This window comes from Bradyrhizobium cenepequi (assembly GCF_020329485.1).
GTDB lineage: Bacteria > Pseudomonadota > Alphaproteobacteria > Rhizobiales > Xanthobacteraceae > Bradyrhizobium > Bradyrhizobium cenepequi.
Genome location: NZ_JAGKJI010000086.1, coordinates 1 through 16419, shown reverse-complemented (window position 1 = coordinate 16419; position 16419 = coordinate 1). Strand labels below are relative to the sequence as shown.

Below are 16419 nucleotides of genomic sequence, written 5' to 3'. Positions count from 1 at the left end.
GGCGGAACGCCTGCTATCGTCCTCGCTAATACCGCTGTGGAACAGCAGGTAGTTTCGCCAAGCGAACGCACACGCGCCTTCTATCGCCTGAGAAGTCATGGATACCTCCCAAAAGCCAGAGAAGGACTGACGAGCCGTTTCGTTCCGCGAATTTCTCAGTTGTAATGCTGTTCCGTAGCTGCGCCGCAAGGTGTTCGCGCGGGCGATGTCGGTGCTGCGGTCGGCGACGTCCATGACGCAACCGGTCACGCGGTCGGCTGTTCCCTAGGGAACAGCGCCGGACCGCGAAGGTGCTAGTCGCCTTTCGACCTGGAAAATGAGACTGCAGAACGTGCCCGACTTCCGCTCTTGGCCCTTCTGAGACATGCCGACCGCTATCAAGAATGTCCGCATTCGAGCGGAAAGCGGAAAACATGGGCTCACCTGAGTTCTTCTCAGTTTGACCTAACTCAGACCTCCCAGTCGCCGGATGGCATTGAGCGTCGACGATGGTGATCCAGACACTTTAGCGTGGGCTGCCGCGATCTCGGCGGTCATGGTCGGCGATTATGAAAGTAGCATCGAAATGGTTGACCGGGCGGTCGCGCTCAACCCCAATTCATTTGACGGATGGAGAAGCAGAGGCTGGGTCTATAAAAATGGGGGGCTGCTGGAGGAAGCGGTCCGGAGCTTTGAACGTGCCATTCGCATGAGCCCGGTAGACCCAGCGCTACACCAGGTGTTTACTGGGATGGGAATCGCCTTATTGAGCTTGGTCGCTTTGACGAAGCCATCGTCGCAGGGAAGAAAGCCCTACGTCAGAACTCCTCCTATTCGGCCGCTTACCGCTGTCTCGTTTCCGCTTTCGCCCATCTCGGACGTGACGCTGAGGCGCGTGAGGCGATGGCGCGCCTGCTTAAGGTCGATCCCGCCTTCACAATAACCGCGAGGATCGGTCGGGGCAGGCAATCAAACTCGAAGGTGATGACTGAGGGCCTCCGGAAAGCAGGCCTGCCCGAATGAGCCTGCGCTTGCTTGTGCCGAGGTGATCGAATTGAGATCGCCTTGCTGCGGTGCATGAGTCCGCAGTTGGCCCAACCCTGACACTCTGGCTCGCGTTTTCGATGTCTGCTTCCGAGTGAAAGGCGGACCTTTCCCGCGCAGCAGCGCTCCTCACTGAACTGGGGCCTATTGGGGCCTACCTGATTAGGACAGCCCCATTATTTTTTAGCATGTATCGTGGAAGGCTTTGATTTTTAAGTGCTTTGTTTGTCCCTTAGCGGACAAAAAAGTGCTGGACGCCAGGACCACACGACTTTGCCGTCCGCCTCATGCGCACTCGTCCGTTGCGCAATCCGCGTCCACCGCATCCCACCGCAACACACGTGGCGGTCGCGAAGCGCCCCTCAATCGCCGCCACAGCGCAGCGCCATCCCGATCTTCTCAGAAGCCTGAGCGTCGCCTTGTCGCGCCGCGCGTTGCGCTGAAGCTTTTTCGTCCAATACTCGGCGTTCGTCTTGGGCAGCCGGGCCCGTTCGCAGTGGTGCCGATGCCAGAAGCATCCGTGAACGAAGAGGCCCGTCCGCCACCGTCGGAAGACCAGATCGGGCTTGCCGGGGAGGTCGGCACCGTGAAGCCGAAACCGCAGCCCCAGCGCGTGCGCAGCCCTGCGCACGGCGATCTCCGGCTTCGTATTCTTCGATCGGATCTGGGCCATGGTCCACGACCGGTGCGACGGATAGCTCTCCTTCGGCCTGCGCGCGTTCGCGGCGGCCGGCTTCGCGGCCTTCAGGTGAGGCCGTTTTGGACGTGCTCCGACAGGTGCTCTTCGATGGACTGCCATTGTTGGTCGTCATAGCGGTTGGCGAAGGCGCTTTCCAGGCCGTCCATGATGTGATCGTGCACGTCGAGCATCTGCTCCCCCGTCCGGAAACCGCTCGCGCGCTGAAGCGAACAACCGATCGCACTTGTCGGTGTCGTAGAGCTTCCGCGCTTCGGTTTCGAATTGGATTTTGCCGTATTCAAATTCCATGCCAGCCTCGACCGGTTGGACGGCCGAAGCTAGAGCCGGAAGCGGCAACCCGCAAATCGCCTGCGTCGCGAAATGGGACTTCTCAGTCCACCGTCACGTTCGCCGACTTGATGATGTCGCCCCATCTCACCCGCTCGGAGGCGATGAAATTCGTCAGCGCCTGGACGTCCATGTCCTCGACCTGGACGCCGAGCTTGTCGAACTGGTCCTTGACGTCGGTCTCGCGGAGGAGGTCGCCCACGGTTGCGTTCAGCTTGGCGATGACGTCGTCGGGCGTGCCCTTCGGCGCCATGAGCGCGAACCACGTTACCGACGCGAAGTCCGGGAAGCCGGCTTCCTTGATCGTGGGCACGTCGGGCAGCGAGGGTGCGCGCCCCGGGCCCGCGACGCCTAGGATGCGCAGCGCGCCGCCGACGTGCAGCGCGAGCGATGACCCGAGATTGTCGAAGAACAGGTCTACGTTGTTGCCCATAATGTCCTGCAGCGCGGGCGCCGTGCCGCGATAGGGCACGTGCACCATCTGCGTTCCGGTCAGCTTCTGGAAGAGGACGGTCGTCAGGTGGGACGTCGATCCGTTGCCTTGGGAGGCGAAGGTGACCTTGCCGGGATTGGCCTTCGCGTAGTCGATGAGCTCCCTGACGGTCTTGGCCGGAAATCCCGGCCGCACGTCGAGCACGTTCGGCGAGGTGCCGATCAGCGCGACAGGCTTCAGCTCGGACGGATCGTAGGCGAGCTTTGCGTAGAGGCTCTGGTTGATCGCGATGGGACCAGGCGGGCTGGCGAGCAGCGTATAGCCGTCGGGCGGGCTGCTGGCGACGGCCTCGGCGCCGATGTTGCCGCCGGCGCCGGAGCGGTTGTCGATGATGACGGGCTGGCTCCATTTCTGCCGCAGCTTCTCGGCGAGAATGCGGGGTAGGGAGTCCGCCGTGCCGCCGGCGGGAAAAGGCACGACAATCCGGATCTGGCGCGAGGGATAGCCTGCGGCGTCGTCCGCCCGGGCGGCGATCGGCGCGAGAGCCGCGAGCAGGCCGAGCGCCACGGCGGCGTAAACGCGTTTTCCCATCATGGTGCCTCGATTGGTTGGAGCTCGGCGGTTGCGCTGGATTCCACGAAGGCGTCCGCGAAGAATTGGGCCTCGGGCAGGCCGTGCGTCTCCGTGAAGTCGCGCTGCGCGGCGGATACCATCATTGGATTGCCGCAGGCGTAGACGTCGAGGCCGGCGAGGGCCTGGTGATCCTCGAGCACCGCGTCGTGCACCAGGCCGGTTCGCCCGGTCCAGGCCGCCGTCGGCTCCGACAGCACCGGCGTGAACTCGAACCAGGAAAGATTTGCGGCCCACTTGGTTGGAAGCTGTTCGAGGTAGATGTCCTCGCGTCTGCGGGCGCCCCAATAGAGATGTATTGGGCGGGTGCTTCGCCGATGGATCGCGGTCTCTACGATAGACTTGATGGGCGCGAAGCCGGTGCCGCTCGCCAGTAGGACGACCGGACGCTCCGACTCGCGAAGGAAGAAGTCGCCGAACGGCACCTCGATCCGCAGCGGATCGCCGACGGCGAGCTTGGGCAGGAACTCCTGGGTGAACTTTCCGCCGGCGACGTGCCGAATGTGGAGTTCGGCGGCGTCGTTGTCGCGCGTCGGGTTGGCGAGCGAGAAGTTGCGGCGGTCGCCGTCCTCCATGAGGACCTGCAGGTACTGGCCGGCCTTGAAGGGAGCGCGGAGCCCGATCGGAAAGCGCAGCGTGACGATGGTGACGTCGTGCGCAGGTTTCGCCAGCCTGTACACCTTCGCGGGGATGACCTTGCGGCGGAAGATATCGATCTTCTCGAAGCGCTTCGGCTTGATGGTCACGTCACTGCGTGGGCGGGACCGGCACATCAGCGCCGCGCCCTCCTTCGCCGTTCTCCGCCCGCGGCCGCGCTGGTCGACTTCGCCGTCGAGCAGCCCGGCCTCGCAAGTGTTGCAGACGCCCTTCCGGCAGGACGACGGCATCGTGTAGCCGGCGCGCTCGGCCGCATCGAGCACGAACTCGCGCGACTCGCAGGGGAAACTCACCCCGTGCTCGGCTACGGTGACGCTGAACGTCACGTGGCGCCCGCCGGAGCCGGGGCGGCCCTGTCCGCCGGCACGTTGCCGATCAGCCTCAGCGTCCGCAGGACCGCGCCGTGGTCGGCCTCACAGCGCCCGGCGATGTCGAAGGCGCTTCCGTGCCCGACGCTCGAGAAAAGCACGCCTGCGCCGACGGACAGGGCCGAGGCGTTCCGCCCGGCCAGCAGCTTGACCGGGATATGCCCCTGGTCGTGGTAGATGGCGACGAAGCCATCGATGTCCTTCCTGCCCAGGATAATGTCCGCGCCAACCGGCCCCTCGGCGGCAATCCCTGCCCGGCGCAACCTTTCGACCGCGGGCGCGGTGATGCGGTCGTCGTCGTCCCCGAACAGGCCGTTCTCGCCGGCGTGCGGGTTGATCCCGAACACGCCGATGCGCGGCTCTGCGACACCCAGGCGCTTCAAGGTCGCCGCGCAGGCGGCCCCGGCCTCCTCGATGAGCTCCGGCGTCAGCCGCGCCAGCGCATAATGAATGCGCTCGTGCAGCGTCGCGTGCAGGATCCGAAGTCCGCCCCCGACCAGCATCATGAAGACCTTTTCCTCGGGCGTGTCGGTCAGCCGGGCGATGAGGCCCGGATAGCCCGAGAAGGGGATGCCGGCGGCGTTGACGGCGGTCTCGTTGTGCGGGCAGCCGACAATGGCGTCGACGGAGCCCGCGCGGATCAGGCCGATGGCCACTTTCACGTAGGCGACCGTGGCGCGGCCCGCTGCGGCGTCGATCTGGCCGGGGCGGAAGGCGGGCACGGGCAGGGCGCCGACGCCGTGAAACAGGATGGCCCCGTCGCTCGCCGGCGCGCCCGCGTACGGCTCGAGCCAGGCGTCGCCGCCGACGCGGTGGAGATAGTGGCGGACGACGTGCGCATCGCCGACCAGGACGACGCGGACGTCCGGTCTGCCGCGGAAGTCGACGGCGGCCTTGACCGCGATCTCCGGACCGATCCCGTTGGGATCGCCTATCGTCAGCGCGATGGTCTTGGGTGTCTTGCTCATAGCGGCAGCGCCAGCAAAGTGTCGAAGCGGGAGCTGTCGCAGACGACGATGCGCTCGCGCAGCTTCGGCTTTCCGCCGTTCAGCCTGTAGGCGTCGACGTATCGGCCGGTCGCGTATACGTCCGTCGTGCCGTCGCGCATGATCCGCGCCACGATGAACGAGGTTTCGCTGCGCACTTCGTCCGCAACTTCGGAGATGATCCACGCCTGGCCGAGAAAGTGCCGGTAGAGGTGACGCTCGTAGATATTTGCCTCTCTCAGAGAGGCGACTCGGTCGCGCAGCATCCCTTTCGAATTGGCGAAGATCACGCCGGCTTCGAGCCCTTGGGCGTAATTGTCCACCGTGGTGATCTTGTAGACGCAGTCGTCCTCGAAGAAATCGGGCCATTCCTCGAGCTTGCCGTCGTCGATGCAGCGTGCGTAGGCGTTCTGGACGTGGTTTATCAGGCCAACCGTATCGCTCACAGGCATGCGCTCCCTACAGGCTCATTCGCGTGCGATAGGCCTTCCAGAAACCGCGGACAGATGCCTCGGTGACGCGGCTTTCGCTTGACTCCGCGCCGGCCCCGCCCATTTCGAGGATGGCTTGTTCGTCCGGAGCGCCATGGATACCGCGTTGGACGAAACCGCCGACGCATCCATCTTCCATGGAGATGTAGCCTGCAGGCCCCACGAGGTTGGCTTGTTTCAAGCGGGTCATCCGCTGTTCCGGCGTATCGTCGGCAAAACCGAGTAGCGTCCAGTGAAGATCGGTACGATCCGTCCCGCGGGGAACGATCTGCCGCACAGCGATCGCGTTCTGGATCTGCTGCAGCACGAACGTCGGAAAGACGGACAGGATCTGCAGCGTAGTCGTGTCGGGAAATTCCTTGAAACTCTGCAGCAAGGACGGATCCGCGAGTTTGAATTCGGCGTCGGAGCGGAGGTCTTGAGATGCGTACTCGCTGGATTTCGCAGCGTTCGGATCGATGGCGGAAAAGCTCACGTGGTGGCCACCGGAGGCATCGACGATGATACCGCCGGTCTGGGAAAGACGGTTGAGCTCGAACGTCGTGAAGAACAGGTGCAGGATGCTCGCGTGATAGCTGTCCTTCACGTTCTCCATATAGAGCTTCCAGTTGTTCGGCAGCGCCTGCGTGTACCGCCCCAGCACGACGGGTGTCCTGCCGCCGAGCACGCGTCCGATGCGGGAGTAGATCTCTTCGCCCAGATGCTCTTCGAGCGGCTGCACGTCATTGGAGAAGCTCCCGAACACGACGCCGAACGCCTCGGCAAGCCGGAGCTTCCGCGGGTTGTGATGCTCCATGCAGAAGGACGGAGGCATTCCCCCTTTGCCCTTGATGCCCTCCTTGAAAGCGACTTCCTTGAGGTTGCCCTGCCGGTCGTAACCCCACGCGTGATACACGCACGTGAAGGCCTTGGTGTTGCCGCGACTTTCGAGCGCGATCAGGGCGCCGCGATGCGCGCAGCGGTTCTCGAATGCGTAGAGCTCGCCGTCGGAATCCCGCGAGACGATGACCGGCGTGTCGCCGACGAAGGTCGTCACGAAATCGCCGGTGTTCTTCACTTCGATCGCGAGGCACAGGTAATTCCAGGTCTCTCCCTGGAAGATGCGACGTTGCTCCTCCGCGTAGATCTCGCGGTCTTGGAAGATCCAGAATGGCACCCGCGTGAGGCCGTCGCGCGGCCATGCGCGGCCGGCATCGCGCTGCGCGCGGTCGACGTGCTCGAGCATCCAGAACCTCCCGCTTCGAGTTCGGCCGATTTGCTCGGCCTTGGATTTGTTCGTATAACGAACAAGCGATCAGCTAGACTCGTTCTTGAAACGGCTTCTGTCAACTCGGCGTTGGACGCATGCAGGACTGCAAAATGGCATCGCGACTACCGGAAGGAATGGGCGGGCTGGCCAAAGGATTGGCGATCCTCGAATCCTTTTCGCCGCGGCGGACCAGGCTGACCATCACCGAGGCGGCGGAGGCGGCCGAGACGTCGCGCGCTTCGGCTAGGCGCTGCCTGCTGACGTTGGCGGAACTCGGCTATCTGGAATTCGACGGGAAGTTCTTCCGGCCCCAAGCTCGGCTGCTCGCTCTGAGCGCTGGATTCTCGGGCACGCGCGCGCTGCCTCAGGTGGCGCAGCCGTTTCTCGCAGCCGCGCGCGACAAGCTCAACGAGTCGATATCGCTCGCGGTCCTCGACGGCGAACTCGGGCTGTTCGTCGCGCGCGCCGAAGCCGAGCGCCTGGTGACGACCGGCATTCAGATCGGCACGCGGATGGATCTTTACGCCTCGGCCACGGGCAGGGTGCTGCTCGCCGGCTGGTCCGACGAACGCGTCGCCGCCTACCTCGACAGGACCGCGCTCAAAGCCCGCACCAAGCACTCGCTCGTCAAGAAGGCGGCGCTGCGCGAGGCCGTTCGGGAAACGAGGACGGTAGGCTACGCCTATACCGACCAGGAACTCGAGATCGGGCTGAGATCGGTCGCGGTGCCGGTCTTCGATGCCGATGGCGCCGTCGTAGCCGCGATGAGCGCGAGCGCGTCCTCCGCCAGGGTCACCGTCGCGCAGATGGTGAAGGGATTCGTGCCGGTGCTGCGCAGGCACGCAGACGAGCTTTCACGGATCCTTTGAGCCGGCACCGCACCGCCGCCCAGGGCCTTCTCACGACTTCGCCCTGCTGCCGCCGATCGTCAGCGACGCCATCGCGGGGTCGGGAATGACGACGATCGAGGTGCCGTTGGCGACGTTGCTCGCAAGATGGATCACGTCCTGGTTCAGAAGCCGGATGCATCCGGAGGACACCGCTTTGCCGATAGTCGACGGCTCGTTGTTGCCGTGCAGCCGATAGAGCGTGTCGTGGCCGTGGGTCGTGGATGTACAGCACGCGCCCCCAGCGGATCCTGCAGGCCGGGCTGCATGCTGCCGTTCGACGCCGGGTACTTCTCCAATTCCGGCTGACGCTGGATCATCGAGTCCGGCGGGACCCAGCGCGGCCAGGCCTTCTGATAGGCGACGGTCGCGCGTCCGGACCATTCGAAGCCTTCGCGGCCCACGCCGACGCCGTACCGCATCGCGTGGCCGCCTTGTCGAACGTGGTAGAGGTACTTGGCGACCTCGGTTCTCCACAATTTCGGGGCCACCTCAGATGGGTCGATCTCCGGGACGGCGACCCCGCCGTCGACCATGGCCGGTACATCGCCGGCACCCGGGGCTCGGCAGCGCGTGCGGCGCTGGCCGACGGCGGCGTCAGCGACGCCCTGTCCGTGATGCAGCCCGCGAGCGTCATCGCGCCGAGTCCGAGCGCGCCGCGGCGTGCCGTCCTCTGAGCGGTTGAAGGCGAAGCGGTTGGCTCGCGAGGCGGCGGCGAATACGGAAGCGGGACGCAAGCGCAAAGCCTGACAGGTGGTTTGTCAGGCCGGAATCCTACGTGTCCCTATCGTAAATCCAATCGCTGGCGGTTGATCGGGAATCGGGCGATGCTGCCGCTCGATGTTGGATTTGTGCAAACTGATCTTTGGGGCGGTGATCGATCTGCTACGGTCGCGCGCAACGCTGGAGGCAGAGATTTTGGTGCTGAGGCAGCAAATCAATGTGCTGCGGCGTGCCAATCCCAAGCGACTTCCATTTGGGTCGATTGACAGATTGATATTGGGAGGCGTCTGCCGGCTGGTTCCCAAGATGTATGATGCGCTGGCAATCGTCCGACCGGACACCGTGATCCGCTGGCACTGCACCGGTTTCGAAATCGCGACGCCGCTGCGGTCGACCGCCAGGGTCCCTGGAAATTCGCCGGCTGATCCGCGAGATGAGCCTCGCCAACCCGTTGTGGGGAGCGCCCAGAATCCATGGCGAGCTTCTCAAGCTCGGCATCGACATTGGCCAGACCAGCGTCGCCAAGTATATGGCGCGGAGGAGGGGACCTCCCTCGCAGAGGTGGAAGACGTTCCTTCGCAACCATGCTGACGGCATTGTCGCCATGGACCTCTTCGTCGTGCCGACGATCTCGTTCCGGTTGCTCTATGGATTGCTGATCATGGGCCATGGCCGCCGGCAGATCCTGTGGTTTGGGGTCACCGCGCATCCAACGGGCGAATGGATCGCCAATCAGCTGACAGAGGCGTGTGGCTGGGAGCAGATCCCTCATTACCTGATCAGGGACCGCGATGGTGCCTATGGCGAGATATTCCTACGTCGGGTTAGATCCGTTGGTATTCGAGACCGCCCAACGTCTCCGCGTTCACCCTGGCAAAACGCCGACGCCGAACGGCTGATCGGCTCGATCCGCAGGGAATGCCTCGATCATATCGTGGTGTTCAGCGAACGCCATTTGCGCCATGTGCTGCTGTGCTACATGGACTATTATAATGGCACGCGCACGCACTCGTCCTTGAACAAGGACGCGCCGATATCGCGTGCCGTCGAGACAGCCGGACGCATGATCTGCCGTCCCGATCCTGGGCGGACTGCATCATCAATATGGCAGGATTGATTTACGGTAGGCACAGGCAGCGTCAGCAAGTCGCCAATATTACTCGCTTCCAGCTGCGGCAGCGAAGAAGGCAACGGAGCAACCGTTCGTAATAACAATCGGCGGAGGTCATGTTCTTGACGAATACGATGGACGCGTCGTCGATCTCGTTCGGGTGAGTACAGTGTACGGGCCAACGGAATTTTTGTTGAAGGACCCCGAAGAAATTCGAAGGCTAGCACAATGGCCCGTGGCCGTGACAGTCCGGGAGGTATGGCGCTTTGCCAACAGCCCTCGGCTTATCGAAGATCTAGGATTGCCAGATCGTAAAATACTGGCTGGCGCGCAAGATGGCATTATCCGGCCTGCGCCGATTGAACGGCTTTATGCTGCATGCTGCTCTTCGAGACGTCTGGATCGAACCAGCCAGGCTCCCGCCGTCGGCCAACTATTACGATGACGGAACACCCCGGCTGTTCCTGACGAAGCTTCCGAATTTGCCTGCCGGAGCACGCGAAGAAGGCAAGCGAATATGGGTCCCGCAATCGAAGATCGAGCGCGACAGTGCGCTGTCTGCAGATGCCAAGAGGCTTAATGCGACCAAGTACGGGCGATTTACGTGCGAGGCCTGCGCTTTTTCCAACGCGGATTCGTCCATGTTCGACGCTCATCATCCCACGCCACTTGCTGTCGGAATGCGTACCACATTTGCAGAGCAACTCGAGATTCTGTGTCCGACGTGCCATCGGAAGGCGCACAGAACCAAGGATCCGCTCAGGCCGCTGACTTTAATTGAGCTGAAGGAGTGGTGCGCGCGTGGGCGAGATTAGCAGGGACGCTTGGATCAAGTCGGCGGTTAGCTCGCTGATTCCATAACATCCGATGGGCGAAGCCGCGACCGTCGGCACCGGTCGGCAGCTCAGGCCTAAGCCCAGGTCAGCTACCGGAGGAAAAGCTGACCTGCTTCAACCGCGCTGGGTCTTTCCGTTTGTGGACCCGAAGCCGCCATCCTGCGGCCGGAAGAATCTACCGAATGTTTGTCTTTTGCGTGCTTTCGTGGTGCCGGCGCCGTGCCTGTTGCGGATTCCCCAGTTCCCGGGAACTTGAATGTCCGATCACATCGGTTTGAGAGGCGGCGCGCGGAACATCCGTCGGTGCTCCGGGCTTTCCTAGTCACAAATCACAAAAAAGGGAGCGTCCAATGATGAGACTGAAGACTGCAAGTCTTGCCATCCTCGGCACCGCGGCCATTGCCGTCTCCGTGCTCGCGAGTCCAGTGATGGCCGAGGGTGCAATGGCCAAGGGTGCGAAGTACACGCAGGCCCAGACCAAGGGATCTCAAACTCTCGCCAAAGGCCAGCGCCACGTTCAGCGTCACGCGACCTACCGCAGCCAGCGGATCCGTAACGCCAACGCCGCCTTGCCGAGCGGGAGAGTGTACCGCAGGCCTGCCGGGCCCGGTGAGGTGGCGGGCAATGTCGTGGGCGGCGCGGTCGCGACCGCGGGGGCGATCGCAACTGCCCCCTTCCGAGCCTTCGACAACAGCTATTACAACTACTATGGCTACGGCCATGGCGGCCGCGACTGGAAGACCTACGCCGATCGCAACAAGCTTGCCTGCACGCCCGGCACCATGTTCAAGGGTCCGGACGGCCTGCAACATCTCTGCCAGTAATCCCTTTCGACGCAAAGAAGAGGAAAAAGGCGCCTAGGCGACGCAAGTACAACTCCGCGACTTTTGCATCGGTTCGCGACCTGTGGTCCTCGTCTACCCAAGTTGGATGGTGCTCGCGATCGATATCCTTTCCAGTCCGATGGATCAGGAAGTCTGAATGTACCGCTGTGTCGTAGCCTGCGTGGGCCATCCTTACTCCCGAATTGCCGAGGTTACGCCTCGACATCCTGCACGAGGTTGAGACCAAATGTACGCTGCACCCTAAAAAGTGTGCGACATCCCGTCCACACCTTGCTTGCGCGATCTTCCAATTGCGTTCGTGGACCTTGCGGAATCCGACATGCACGTCCGCGCCGATCATGACTCAGATCAATGTTGCGCTACCCAAGGGAATGCTCTCGCGAACCATGTCCGCACTTGTCGACCCCGGAATTGCAAGGCCAGAAGCGCCGTTCGGGTCTTGGACCCGAAGCGGACCTTCGGAGGCGCGAAGTGTTTAGCCCAGGACATCAACTATCGGGCAGCGAAGTCCTTCGCTTCTTTCCGGACAAAGTTGATGAACTGCTTGACGACTGCAGACTGGTCACCCCGGCGCGAAGCGAGCTTGAGCGTTGCCTTTGGCCGAATGGGACCTTTGATCGCGCGATAGGCTACGCCTTCCATGTTCATGCGTTGAAGCGACCACGGAACAAACGTAATGCCGAGACCCGCCCCGACCAGACTTAGCGTCGAAGTGATGCGAGGCGCCAACTGGGTAGATGCACCAAGATTGCCGATGCGCGGACTGAATCCCGCGGCCTGGCACGCGGCAATGGTAGAATCGTACATTCCGGTCCCCGGAGGTCCGTAGAGAATAAATGTCTCGCTGGCCAATCGTTCGAGAGAAACCGTCGTTTCGGGTTTGCTTTGAGCAAGGATGTGCGCGCTGGGCAACGCAACGACCATGAGCTCCTCAAGCAGAAAGGTTACGACAAGCCCGTGCCCATCGCCTGAATTGGCACGTATGAATGCGACATCCATTTGTTCGTTCCGCAAACGATCTACGGACTCGTTGCTGAGACATTCCTCCAATGTTAGGGACACCATTGGACAGGCCTCCCTGAACGCTCGAATGGCGCGTGGCACCAATGGATGAAAAGGCGTCGTGGATGTGACCCCGACGCAGAGACGGCCCTGTTCACCCCGTGACGCTCGCCGGGTGGTCTCGAACGCTCGATCTAGATGTTTGAGCGTAGCACGCGCTTCTTCCAGGAATGCGCGCCCAGCATCGGTCAATTCGACTCCTCGGGCCTTGCGAAGAAATAGTTGCACGTCCAGCTCCAGCTCGATTGTTTTGATCTGCTGGCTCAGCGGTGGTTGCTGCATGCCGAGACGCTCAGCAGCCCGCGTGATGTGCAGTTCTTCGGCCACGGCGATGAAGTAGCGCAGATGCCTCAATTCCATTGCCATATCCATTAGATATGAATTTTGTCAGCTGCATATTATGGCTCTGGCTGGTAGGGAAGGCTAGTCTTCAGGTAGCGAAGACTGCATAAGTGGGGTCATCACATGAGAATGAACCGCCGCCGTTTTCTGACCGCTTCCTGTTCAGCCGTTGGGCTCGCAGTCTTGCCGCGCGCGGCGTTCTCACAGCAATATCCGGCCCGGCCTGTACGCATCATCGTCCCTTTTGCCGCCGGAGGTCCAAATGACTTGGCAGCGCGCATTATCGCGCAAGGATTGTCCGATCAACTCGGTAAGCAGTTCTACGTCGAGAATATCGGCGGTGCTGGAGGCAACATTGGAGCAGGACAGGCCGCGAAAGCGGCGGCCGACGGCTATACGATTTTCGTGGCTTCACCTAGCTATGTCGTGAACCCAACGCTTTTCGCGACCGTTCCTTATGATGTCCATAAGAGCTTTGATGCCGTGACACTCGCGGCAACCGCGCCTACGGTGCTGACGGTCCACCCGTCAGTTCAGGCGAAGACGGTCAAGGAGTTGGTCACACTGATCAAGAGCAGCCCGGGCAAATTTAGCTATGCCTCTCCCGGAGCAGGCACTCCACCGCATCTGCTGGGTGAACTGTTTCGGCTTTCCCTTCAGCTCGATATCGTGCACGTCCCGTTCAACAGCGGCGGCGCTGCGATTGGATCGACGCTCGCCGGTCACACGCCTGTTTCGTTTGGCGCGCTTCCGCCTGCCATACAACACGTTAAGGAGGGCAAGCTGCGTGCACTTGCCCTTACCAGCACGACCAGATCACAGGCGCTGCCCGAAATCCCGAATATCGCTGAGGCCGGCTACCCGGAGATCGCGGCCGACATCTGGACGGCTCTCCTTGTCCCGGCCGGAACGCCGAAGGAGTTGACCAGCTTGCTCCAGCGCGAGATTGCGAGGTTGATGGCGCAACCGGACGTAAAGGACCGGCTGGCTTCCTTCGGATATCAGCCGGTGGTGAATAAGCCAGATGAATGCGCCGCGCACATTGCCGCTGAATATGCAAAATGGGGGAAAGTCATTCGAGAGGCTGGCATCAAGGCATCATGACATTCAATCCGCCGGACTCGGCCGCCGTGGACAAGACCTCAGATCGATCGAGCGTTTCCGATCACTACGCGCGCAGCGGCCTGATCGACGCGATCGAAAATGGTGTCATTCGAATGGGAAAAGCGATCGATACTGTCACCATCGACGATCTTGCAGCAGTGGACGAATTCCATATTGGCGGCCGCAGGGCGACCGAAGAGCTTATGGAACAGCTTGGCATCGGCGCAAGCGATCACGTGCTCGATGTCGGTTGCGGACTGGGTGGGCCGGCGCGATTTGTAGCCGATCGATATCACTGCCGGCTTAGCGGCGTCGATCTGACACTGGATTATGTCGAGACGGGCAATCGCCTGTGCGAATGGGTCGGCCTGAGCGATCGTGTCAAGCTTTACCAGTCGACAGCTCTTTCGATGCCATTCCAACAATCGAATTTCAGCGCAGCCTATATGCTTCATGTCGGTATGAACATCGAAGACAAGGAACGCCTCTGCCTCGAAGTCGCGCGAGTTCTGCAGCCTGGAGCGCGGTTTGCAGTGTATGACGTCATGCGAACGACCGATGGCGAACTGTCTTACCCGCTTCCATGGGCCACCACGCGCGAATCCAGTGCGTTGGGCTCGCCGCAAAGCTACAAGCGGGCGCTGGAGCATGCAGGATTTGAAATCCTGTCAGAACGCAATCGAAGGGATTTTGCGCTCGCATACTTTGAGGACCTGAGGTCACGCGCCTCGGCGGTCACCGATCCCGCGCCGCTAGGCCTTCACACGCTGATGGGCGACAGACGGCAGGATCAGATCAAAAACATGATCGCAAGCATCTCGAAAGGGGTAATCGCGCCTGTAGAATTGTTCGCGCGCAGGCGCGTTGAGAATGAGTGATAAGGCGGAATAGCCACGTAGCAATGCCGTTGTGTGTACCGAAAACTTAAGCTCGCGCGTAGTGGTGGTGAAGACCGCAGAGGATGGCGGGTGGTTTAATGCTTCCGATTCGCTGAAGCGGGCGAGTGACCGGCGCATCCTTATTCAAGGATCGGTGCGTTCTGACGCGATTGTAATAGTCGGCGTAGGATTTCAGGAGCCGACGCAAATGCATCTCACCCAAGACAATAATGTGGTCCACACACTCACGCCGGATCGATCCGATCAGCCGTTCGGCAAAGCCATTCTGCCAGGGCGAGGCTGGTGCGGTAGGCTTGTCCCGGATGCCCATGGCGCGCAATCGGCGCGTGACGACGCGGCCATAGATCCGATCGCGATCGCAGATGAGGTAACGCGGCGCCTCATCCCAAGGAAATGCCTCCGTGATTTGATGTGCCACCCATTCGGCGGTCGGATTTGCCGTGACGTTGATCCAGACCACATCTCTGCGGTCGAGCCGGACGATGACGAAGCCATAGAGCAGGTCGAAACCGATCGTTGGAACAACGAACAGGTCCATGGCGGCAATGTCCGGCGCGTGGTTGCGCAAGAACGTCCGCCATCCCGGGTTTGATGGCCAGCGTCGCTTCACCATGTACTTGGCGACGCTCGACTGCGCGACCTCAAACCCGAGCTTGAGCAGTTCGCCATGAACACGCGGAGCTCCCCAAAGCGGATTCTCCATGCTCATCTGCCGGATCAATACGCGCAACTCGGTGTCGATCTGCGGCCGCCCTCCCAGTGAGCGCGACTTCCAACGCCAGTAGCGGCGAAAGCCGGCCCGATGCCAACGCACGAGCGTCTCAGGCCGAATGATGGTGAGGACCTCCAGGATTGACGGAAACCAGCGATACAGCTGGATCAGGAACCAGCGGTCCTGGTTCGTCAGCCGGACGCGACCATGCAGCCTGCGCCTCAAGACAATCAGCTGATGTCGAAGCACCGCGTTCTCAGCTTCAAGCCGCAACTTCGACTTGAATGGTGAGGCGAGGACGGCCAGAGCGAAACAGAACAGCCCGATCATTCCGCCAGCTTAGGCGATTCCATCACGTCATCAACTCGGTTAAGGTTTTCGGTACACACCGCACCAGTTTATCGCGTAACTGCGCGTGCTCCAATCACTGCTACGTGGCGCGCTGCTTCCTCCGTGAGGCTTTTGCCTTTGCAAGTTTCTTAGGTTGCTGCTCAGTGAGCGTAACCCGAGCGATAGCTTCGAGGGACGAGCTCAATATCTCTCGTTGCGCTAGAAGCCAATGGGCAGTGGCGTGCCCGTCTTGGCAACCGTCCTCAATCCAAAGCTGGTAGGCACGTTCACGGATTGCATGTTCCAAGTCCTGCATCGCAAATGTCTCCTGCTTGGGAAGAATCAACGTGTCAGAAGACGGTAAGCAAATTCTTAAACAGCATTCAGAGATGAGCGCGGGCCGCTTTAGGGTCTGTTGGGATTCAGGATTCTCATCCGGGCTCGGTTGTGATTCAAGCTATGGATGGACCGATTCGTTTTGACTGATGCCCAATGGGCGAAGATGGAGCCGCTTTGTCTTGGCAAGCCAAGCGATCCCGGCCGCAGTGGCAAGGACAACCGACGGTTTGTCGAGGCCGTGCTGTGGATCGCGCGAACCGGCAGTCCCTGGCGGGATCTGCCGCCCTCGTTCGGCCACTGGAACAGTGTCTTCACGCGCTTCCGCGACTGGGTGAAGGCGGATATCTGGAAGCGGCTGTTCGACG

Annotated in this window: 20 protein-coding genes and 2 pseudogenes; 9 read left to right on the top strand and 13 right to left on the bottom strand. The window is 61.6% G+C overall.

Annotated elements, in window-relative coordinates; genetic code table 11:
* A pseudogene (locus J6497_RS38835) lies at window positions 1–234 on the bottom strand (hypothetical protein); the annotation flags it as partial.
* A gap of 235 nt (window positions 235–469) precedes the next feature.
* Here J6497_RS38835 and J6497_RS41820 point away from each other — a divergent pair.
* Window positions 470–661: pseudogene (locus J6497_RS41820) on the top strand (adenylate cyclase 3); the annotation flags it as partial.
* An 83-nt stretch (window positions 662–744) separates the two neighbouring features.
* Complete coding sequence (locus J6497_RS38825) at window positions 745–1002, top strand: tetratricopeptide repeat protein (RefSeq protein ID WP_225709449.1); 258 nt, start codon at window positions 745–747, stop codon at window positions 1000–1002.
* A 253-nt stretch (window positions 1003–1255) separates the two neighbouring features.
* Here the strand turns inward: J6497_RS38825 and J6497_RS38820 are convergent, their stop codons facing one another.
* The 7 genes from J6497_RS38820 to J6497_RS38795 all read right to left on the bottom strand — a co-directional run bounded on the left by J6497_RS38820 (window position 1256) and on the right by J6497_RS38795 (window position 6840).
* Complete coding sequence (locus J6497_RS38820; RefSeq protein ID WP_225709448.1) at window positions 1256–1822, bottom strand: very short patch repair endonuclease; 567 nt, start codon at window positions 1820–1822, stop codon at window positions 1256–1258.
* A complete protein-coding gene (locus tag J6497_RS41435) occupies window positions 1768–1893 on the bottom strand; it encodes a hypothetical protein (protein ID WP_283845975.1) in 126 nt (41 codons plus the stop codon). The genes J6497_RS38820 and J6497_RS41435 overlap by 55 nt, the downstream gene beginning before the upstream one ends.
* Before the next feature lie 200 nt (window positions 1894–2093).
* Complete coding sequence (locus J6497_RS38815) at window positions 2094–3074, bottom strand: Bug family tripartite tricarboxylate transporter substrate binding protein (protein ID WP_225709447.1); 981 nt, start codon at window positions 3072–3074, stop codon at window positions 2094–2096.
* Entirely contained in the window at window positions 3074–4096 is a 1023-nt protein-coding gene (locus J6497_RS38810; RefSeq protein ID WP_225709446.1) for a 2Fe-2S iron-sulfur cluster-binding protein, read from the bottom strand. Before J6497_RS38810 ends, J6497_RS38815 begins: the two co-directional genes overlap by 1 nt.
* Window positions 4093–5106 (bottom strand): PdxA family dehydrogenase, encoded by a 1014-nt coding sequence (locus J6497_RS38805; protein WP_225709445.1) that lies wholly within the window; start codon window positions 5104–5106, stop codon window positions 4093–4095. The genes J6497_RS38810 and J6497_RS38805 overlap by 4 nt, the downstream gene beginning before the upstream one ends.
* Complete coding sequence (locus tag J6497_RS38800; RefSeq protein WP_225709444.1) at window positions 5103–5570, bottom strand: aromatic-ring-hydroxylating dioxygenase subunit beta; 468 nt, start codon at window positions 5568–5570, stop codon at window positions 5103–5105. Before J6497_RS38800 ends, J6497_RS38805 begins: the two co-directional genes overlap by 4 nt.
* 13 nt (window positions 5571–5583) lie before the next feature.
* Window positions 5584–6840: an aromatic ring-hydroxylating dioxygenase subunit alpha gene (locus J6497_RS38795; RefSeq protein WP_225709443.1), complete on the bottom strand. Its 1257-nt coding sequence runs from the start codon at window positions 6838–6840 to the stop codon at window positions 5584–5586.
* A gap of 134 nt (window positions 6841–6974) precedes the next feature.
* On the opposite strand from J6497_RS38795, the gene J6497_RS38790 reads away from it, so the two are divergent.
* Window positions 6975–7733 carry an IclR family transcriptional regulator domain-containing protein gene (locus tag J6497_RS38790; protein WP_225709442.1) on the top strand — a complete coding sequence of 253 codons (759 nt, stop codon included), beginning with the start codon at window positions 6975–6977 and terminating at the stop codon, window positions 7731–7733.
* A 30-nt stretch (window positions 7734–7763) separates the two neighbouring features.
* Here the strand turns inward: J6497_RS38790 and J6497_RS42545 are convergent, their stop codons facing one another.
* Both J6497_RS42545 and J6497_RS42540 read right to left on the bottom strand, forming a co-directional pair.
* On the bottom strand, window positions 7764–7943 hold the full coding sequence (locus J6497_RS42545; RefSeq protein WP_512699964.1) for a L,D-transpeptidase: 180 nt from the start codon (window positions 7941–7943) through the stop codon (window positions 7764–7766).
* Window positions 7877–8488: a L,D-transpeptidase gene (locus J6497_RS42540; RefSeq protein WP_512699963.1), complete on the bottom strand. Its 612-nt coding sequence runs from the start codon at window positions 8486–8488 to the stop codon at window positions 7877–7879. The genes J6497_RS42545 and J6497_RS42540 overlap by 67 nt, the downstream gene beginning before the upstream one ends.
* Window positions 8489–8907: 419 nt before the next feature.
* Between J6497_RS42540 and J6497_RS38780 the strand changes: the two genes are divergently transcribed.
* The 3 genes from J6497_RS38780 (at window position 8908) to J6497_RS38770 (ending at window position 11245) form a co-directional block, all read left to right on the top strand.
* Complete coding sequence (locus J6497_RS38780; protein WP_225709441.1) at window positions 8908–9591, top strand: integrase core domain-containing protein; 684 nt, start codon at window positions 8908–8910, stop codon at window positions 9589–9591.
* A 329-nt stretch (window positions 9592–9920) separates the two neighbouring features.
* Window positions 9921–10400 (top strand): HNH endonuclease, encoded by a 480-nt coding sequence (locus J6497_RS38775; RefSeq protein ID WP_225709440.1) that lies wholly within the window; start codon window positions 9921–9923, stop codon window positions 10398–10400.
* Window positions 10401–10774: 374 nt separating this feature from the next.
* Window positions 10775–11245 carry a hypothetical protein gene (locus J6497_RS38770; RefSeq protein ID WP_225709439.1) on the top strand — a complete coding sequence of 157 codons (471 nt, stop codon included), beginning with the start codon at window positions 10775–10777 and terminating at the stop codon, window positions 11243–11245.
* 513 nt (window positions 11246–11758) lie between these two features.
* Here J6497_RS38770 and J6497_RS38765 read toward each other — a convergent pair.
* Window positions 11759–12688 (bottom strand): LysR family transcriptional regulator, encoded by a 930-nt coding sequence (locus J6497_RS38765; RefSeq protein WP_225709438.1) that lies wholly within the window; start codon window positions 12686–12688, stop codon window positions 11759–11761.
* Between the two features lie 105 nt (window positions 12689–12793).
* Between J6497_RS38765 and J6497_RS38760 the strand changes: the two genes are divergently transcribed.
* Both J6497_RS38760 and J6497_RS38755 read left to right on the top strand, forming a co-directional pair.
* Entirely contained in the window at window positions 12794–13774 is a 981-nt protein-coding gene (locus tag J6497_RS38760) for a Bug family tripartite tricarboxylate transporter substrate binding protein (RefSeq protein WP_225709437.1), read from the top strand.
* Window positions 13771–14652 (top strand): class I SAM-dependent methyltransferase, encoded by an 882-nt coding sequence (locus tag J6497_RS38755; protein ID WP_225709436.1) that lies wholly within the window; start codon window positions 13771–13773, stop codon window positions 14650–14652. The genes J6497_RS38760 and J6497_RS38755 overlap by 4 nt, the downstream gene beginning before the upstream one ends.
* Before the next feature lie 46 nt (window positions 14653–14698).
* Here J6497_RS38755 and J6497_RS41815 read toward each other — a convergent pair whose 3' ends face one another.
* A complete protein-coding gene (locus J6497_RS41815) occupies window positions 14699–15634 on the bottom strand; it encodes an integrase core domain-containing protein (protein ID WP_225709435.1) in 936 nt (311 codons plus the stop codon).
* Between the two features lie 181 nt (window positions 15635–15815).
* Window positions 15816–16031 (bottom strand): DUF2934 domain-containing protein, encoded by a 216-nt coding sequence (locus J6497_RS42335; RefSeq protein WP_225709434.1) that lies wholly within the window; start codon window positions 16029–16031, stop codon window positions 15816–15818.
* 147 nt (window positions 16032–16178) lie between these two features.
* On the opposite strand from J6497_RS42335, the gene J6497_RS38740 reads away from it, so the two are divergent.
* Window positions 16179–16419: transposase (locus J6497_RS38740; protein ID WP_225708086.1), on the top strand; the 241-nt coding region annotated here is incomplete at its 3' end.

Coding starts and splice junctions, on each gene's coding strand:
- J6497_RS38820 (WP_225709448.1), bottom strand. CDS start 1,822: ATGGCAGTCCATCGAAGAGCACCTGTCGGAGCACGTCCAAAACGGCCT.
- J6497_RS41435 (WP_283845975.1), bottom strand. CDS start 1,893: ATGCTCGACGTGCACGATCACATCATGGACGGCCTGGAAAGCGCCTTC.
- J6497_RS38815 (WP_225709447.1), bottom strand. CDS start 3,074: ATGGGAAAACGCGTTTACGCCGCCGTGGCGCTCGGCCTGCTCGCGGCT.
- J6497_RS38805 (WP_225709445.1), bottom strand. CDS start 5,106: ATGAGCAAGACACCCAAGACCATCGCGCTGACGATAGGCGATCCCAAC.
- J6497_RS38795 (WP_225709443.1), bottom strand. CDS start 6,840: ATGCTCGAGCACGTCGACCGCGCGCAGCGCGATGCCGGCCGCGCATGG.
- J6497_RS38790 (WP_225709442.1), top strand. CDS start 6,975: ATGGCATCGCGACTACCGGAAGGAATGGGCGGGCTGGCCAAAGGATTG.
- J6497_RS38780 (WP_225709441.1), top strand. CDS start 8,908: ATGAGCCTCGCCAACCCGTTGTGGGGAGCGCCCAGAATCCATGGCGAG.
- J6497_RS38775 (WP_225709440.1), top strand. CDS start 9,921: ATGGCATTATCCGGCCTGCGCCGATTGAACGGCTTTATGCTGCATGCT.
- J6497_RS38770 (WP_225709439.1), top strand. CDS start 10,775: ATGAGACTGAAGACTGCAAGTCTTGCCATCCTCGGCACCGCGGCCATT.
- J6497_RS38765 (WP_225709438.1), bottom strand. CDS start 12,688: ATGGAATTGAGGCATCTGCGCTACTTCATCGCCGTGGCCGAAGAACTG.
- J6497_RS38760 (WP_225709437.1), top strand. CDS start 12,794: ATGAGAATGAACCGCCGCCGTTTTCTGACCGCTTCCTGTTCAGCCGTT.
- J6497_RS38755 (WP_225709436.1), top strand. CDS start 13,771: ATGACATTCAATCCGCCGGACTCGGCCGCCGTGGACAAGACCTCAGAT.
- J6497_RS42335 (WP_225709434.1), bottom strand. CDS start 16,031: ATGCAGGACTTGGAACATGCAATCCGTGAACGTGCCTACCAGCTTTGG.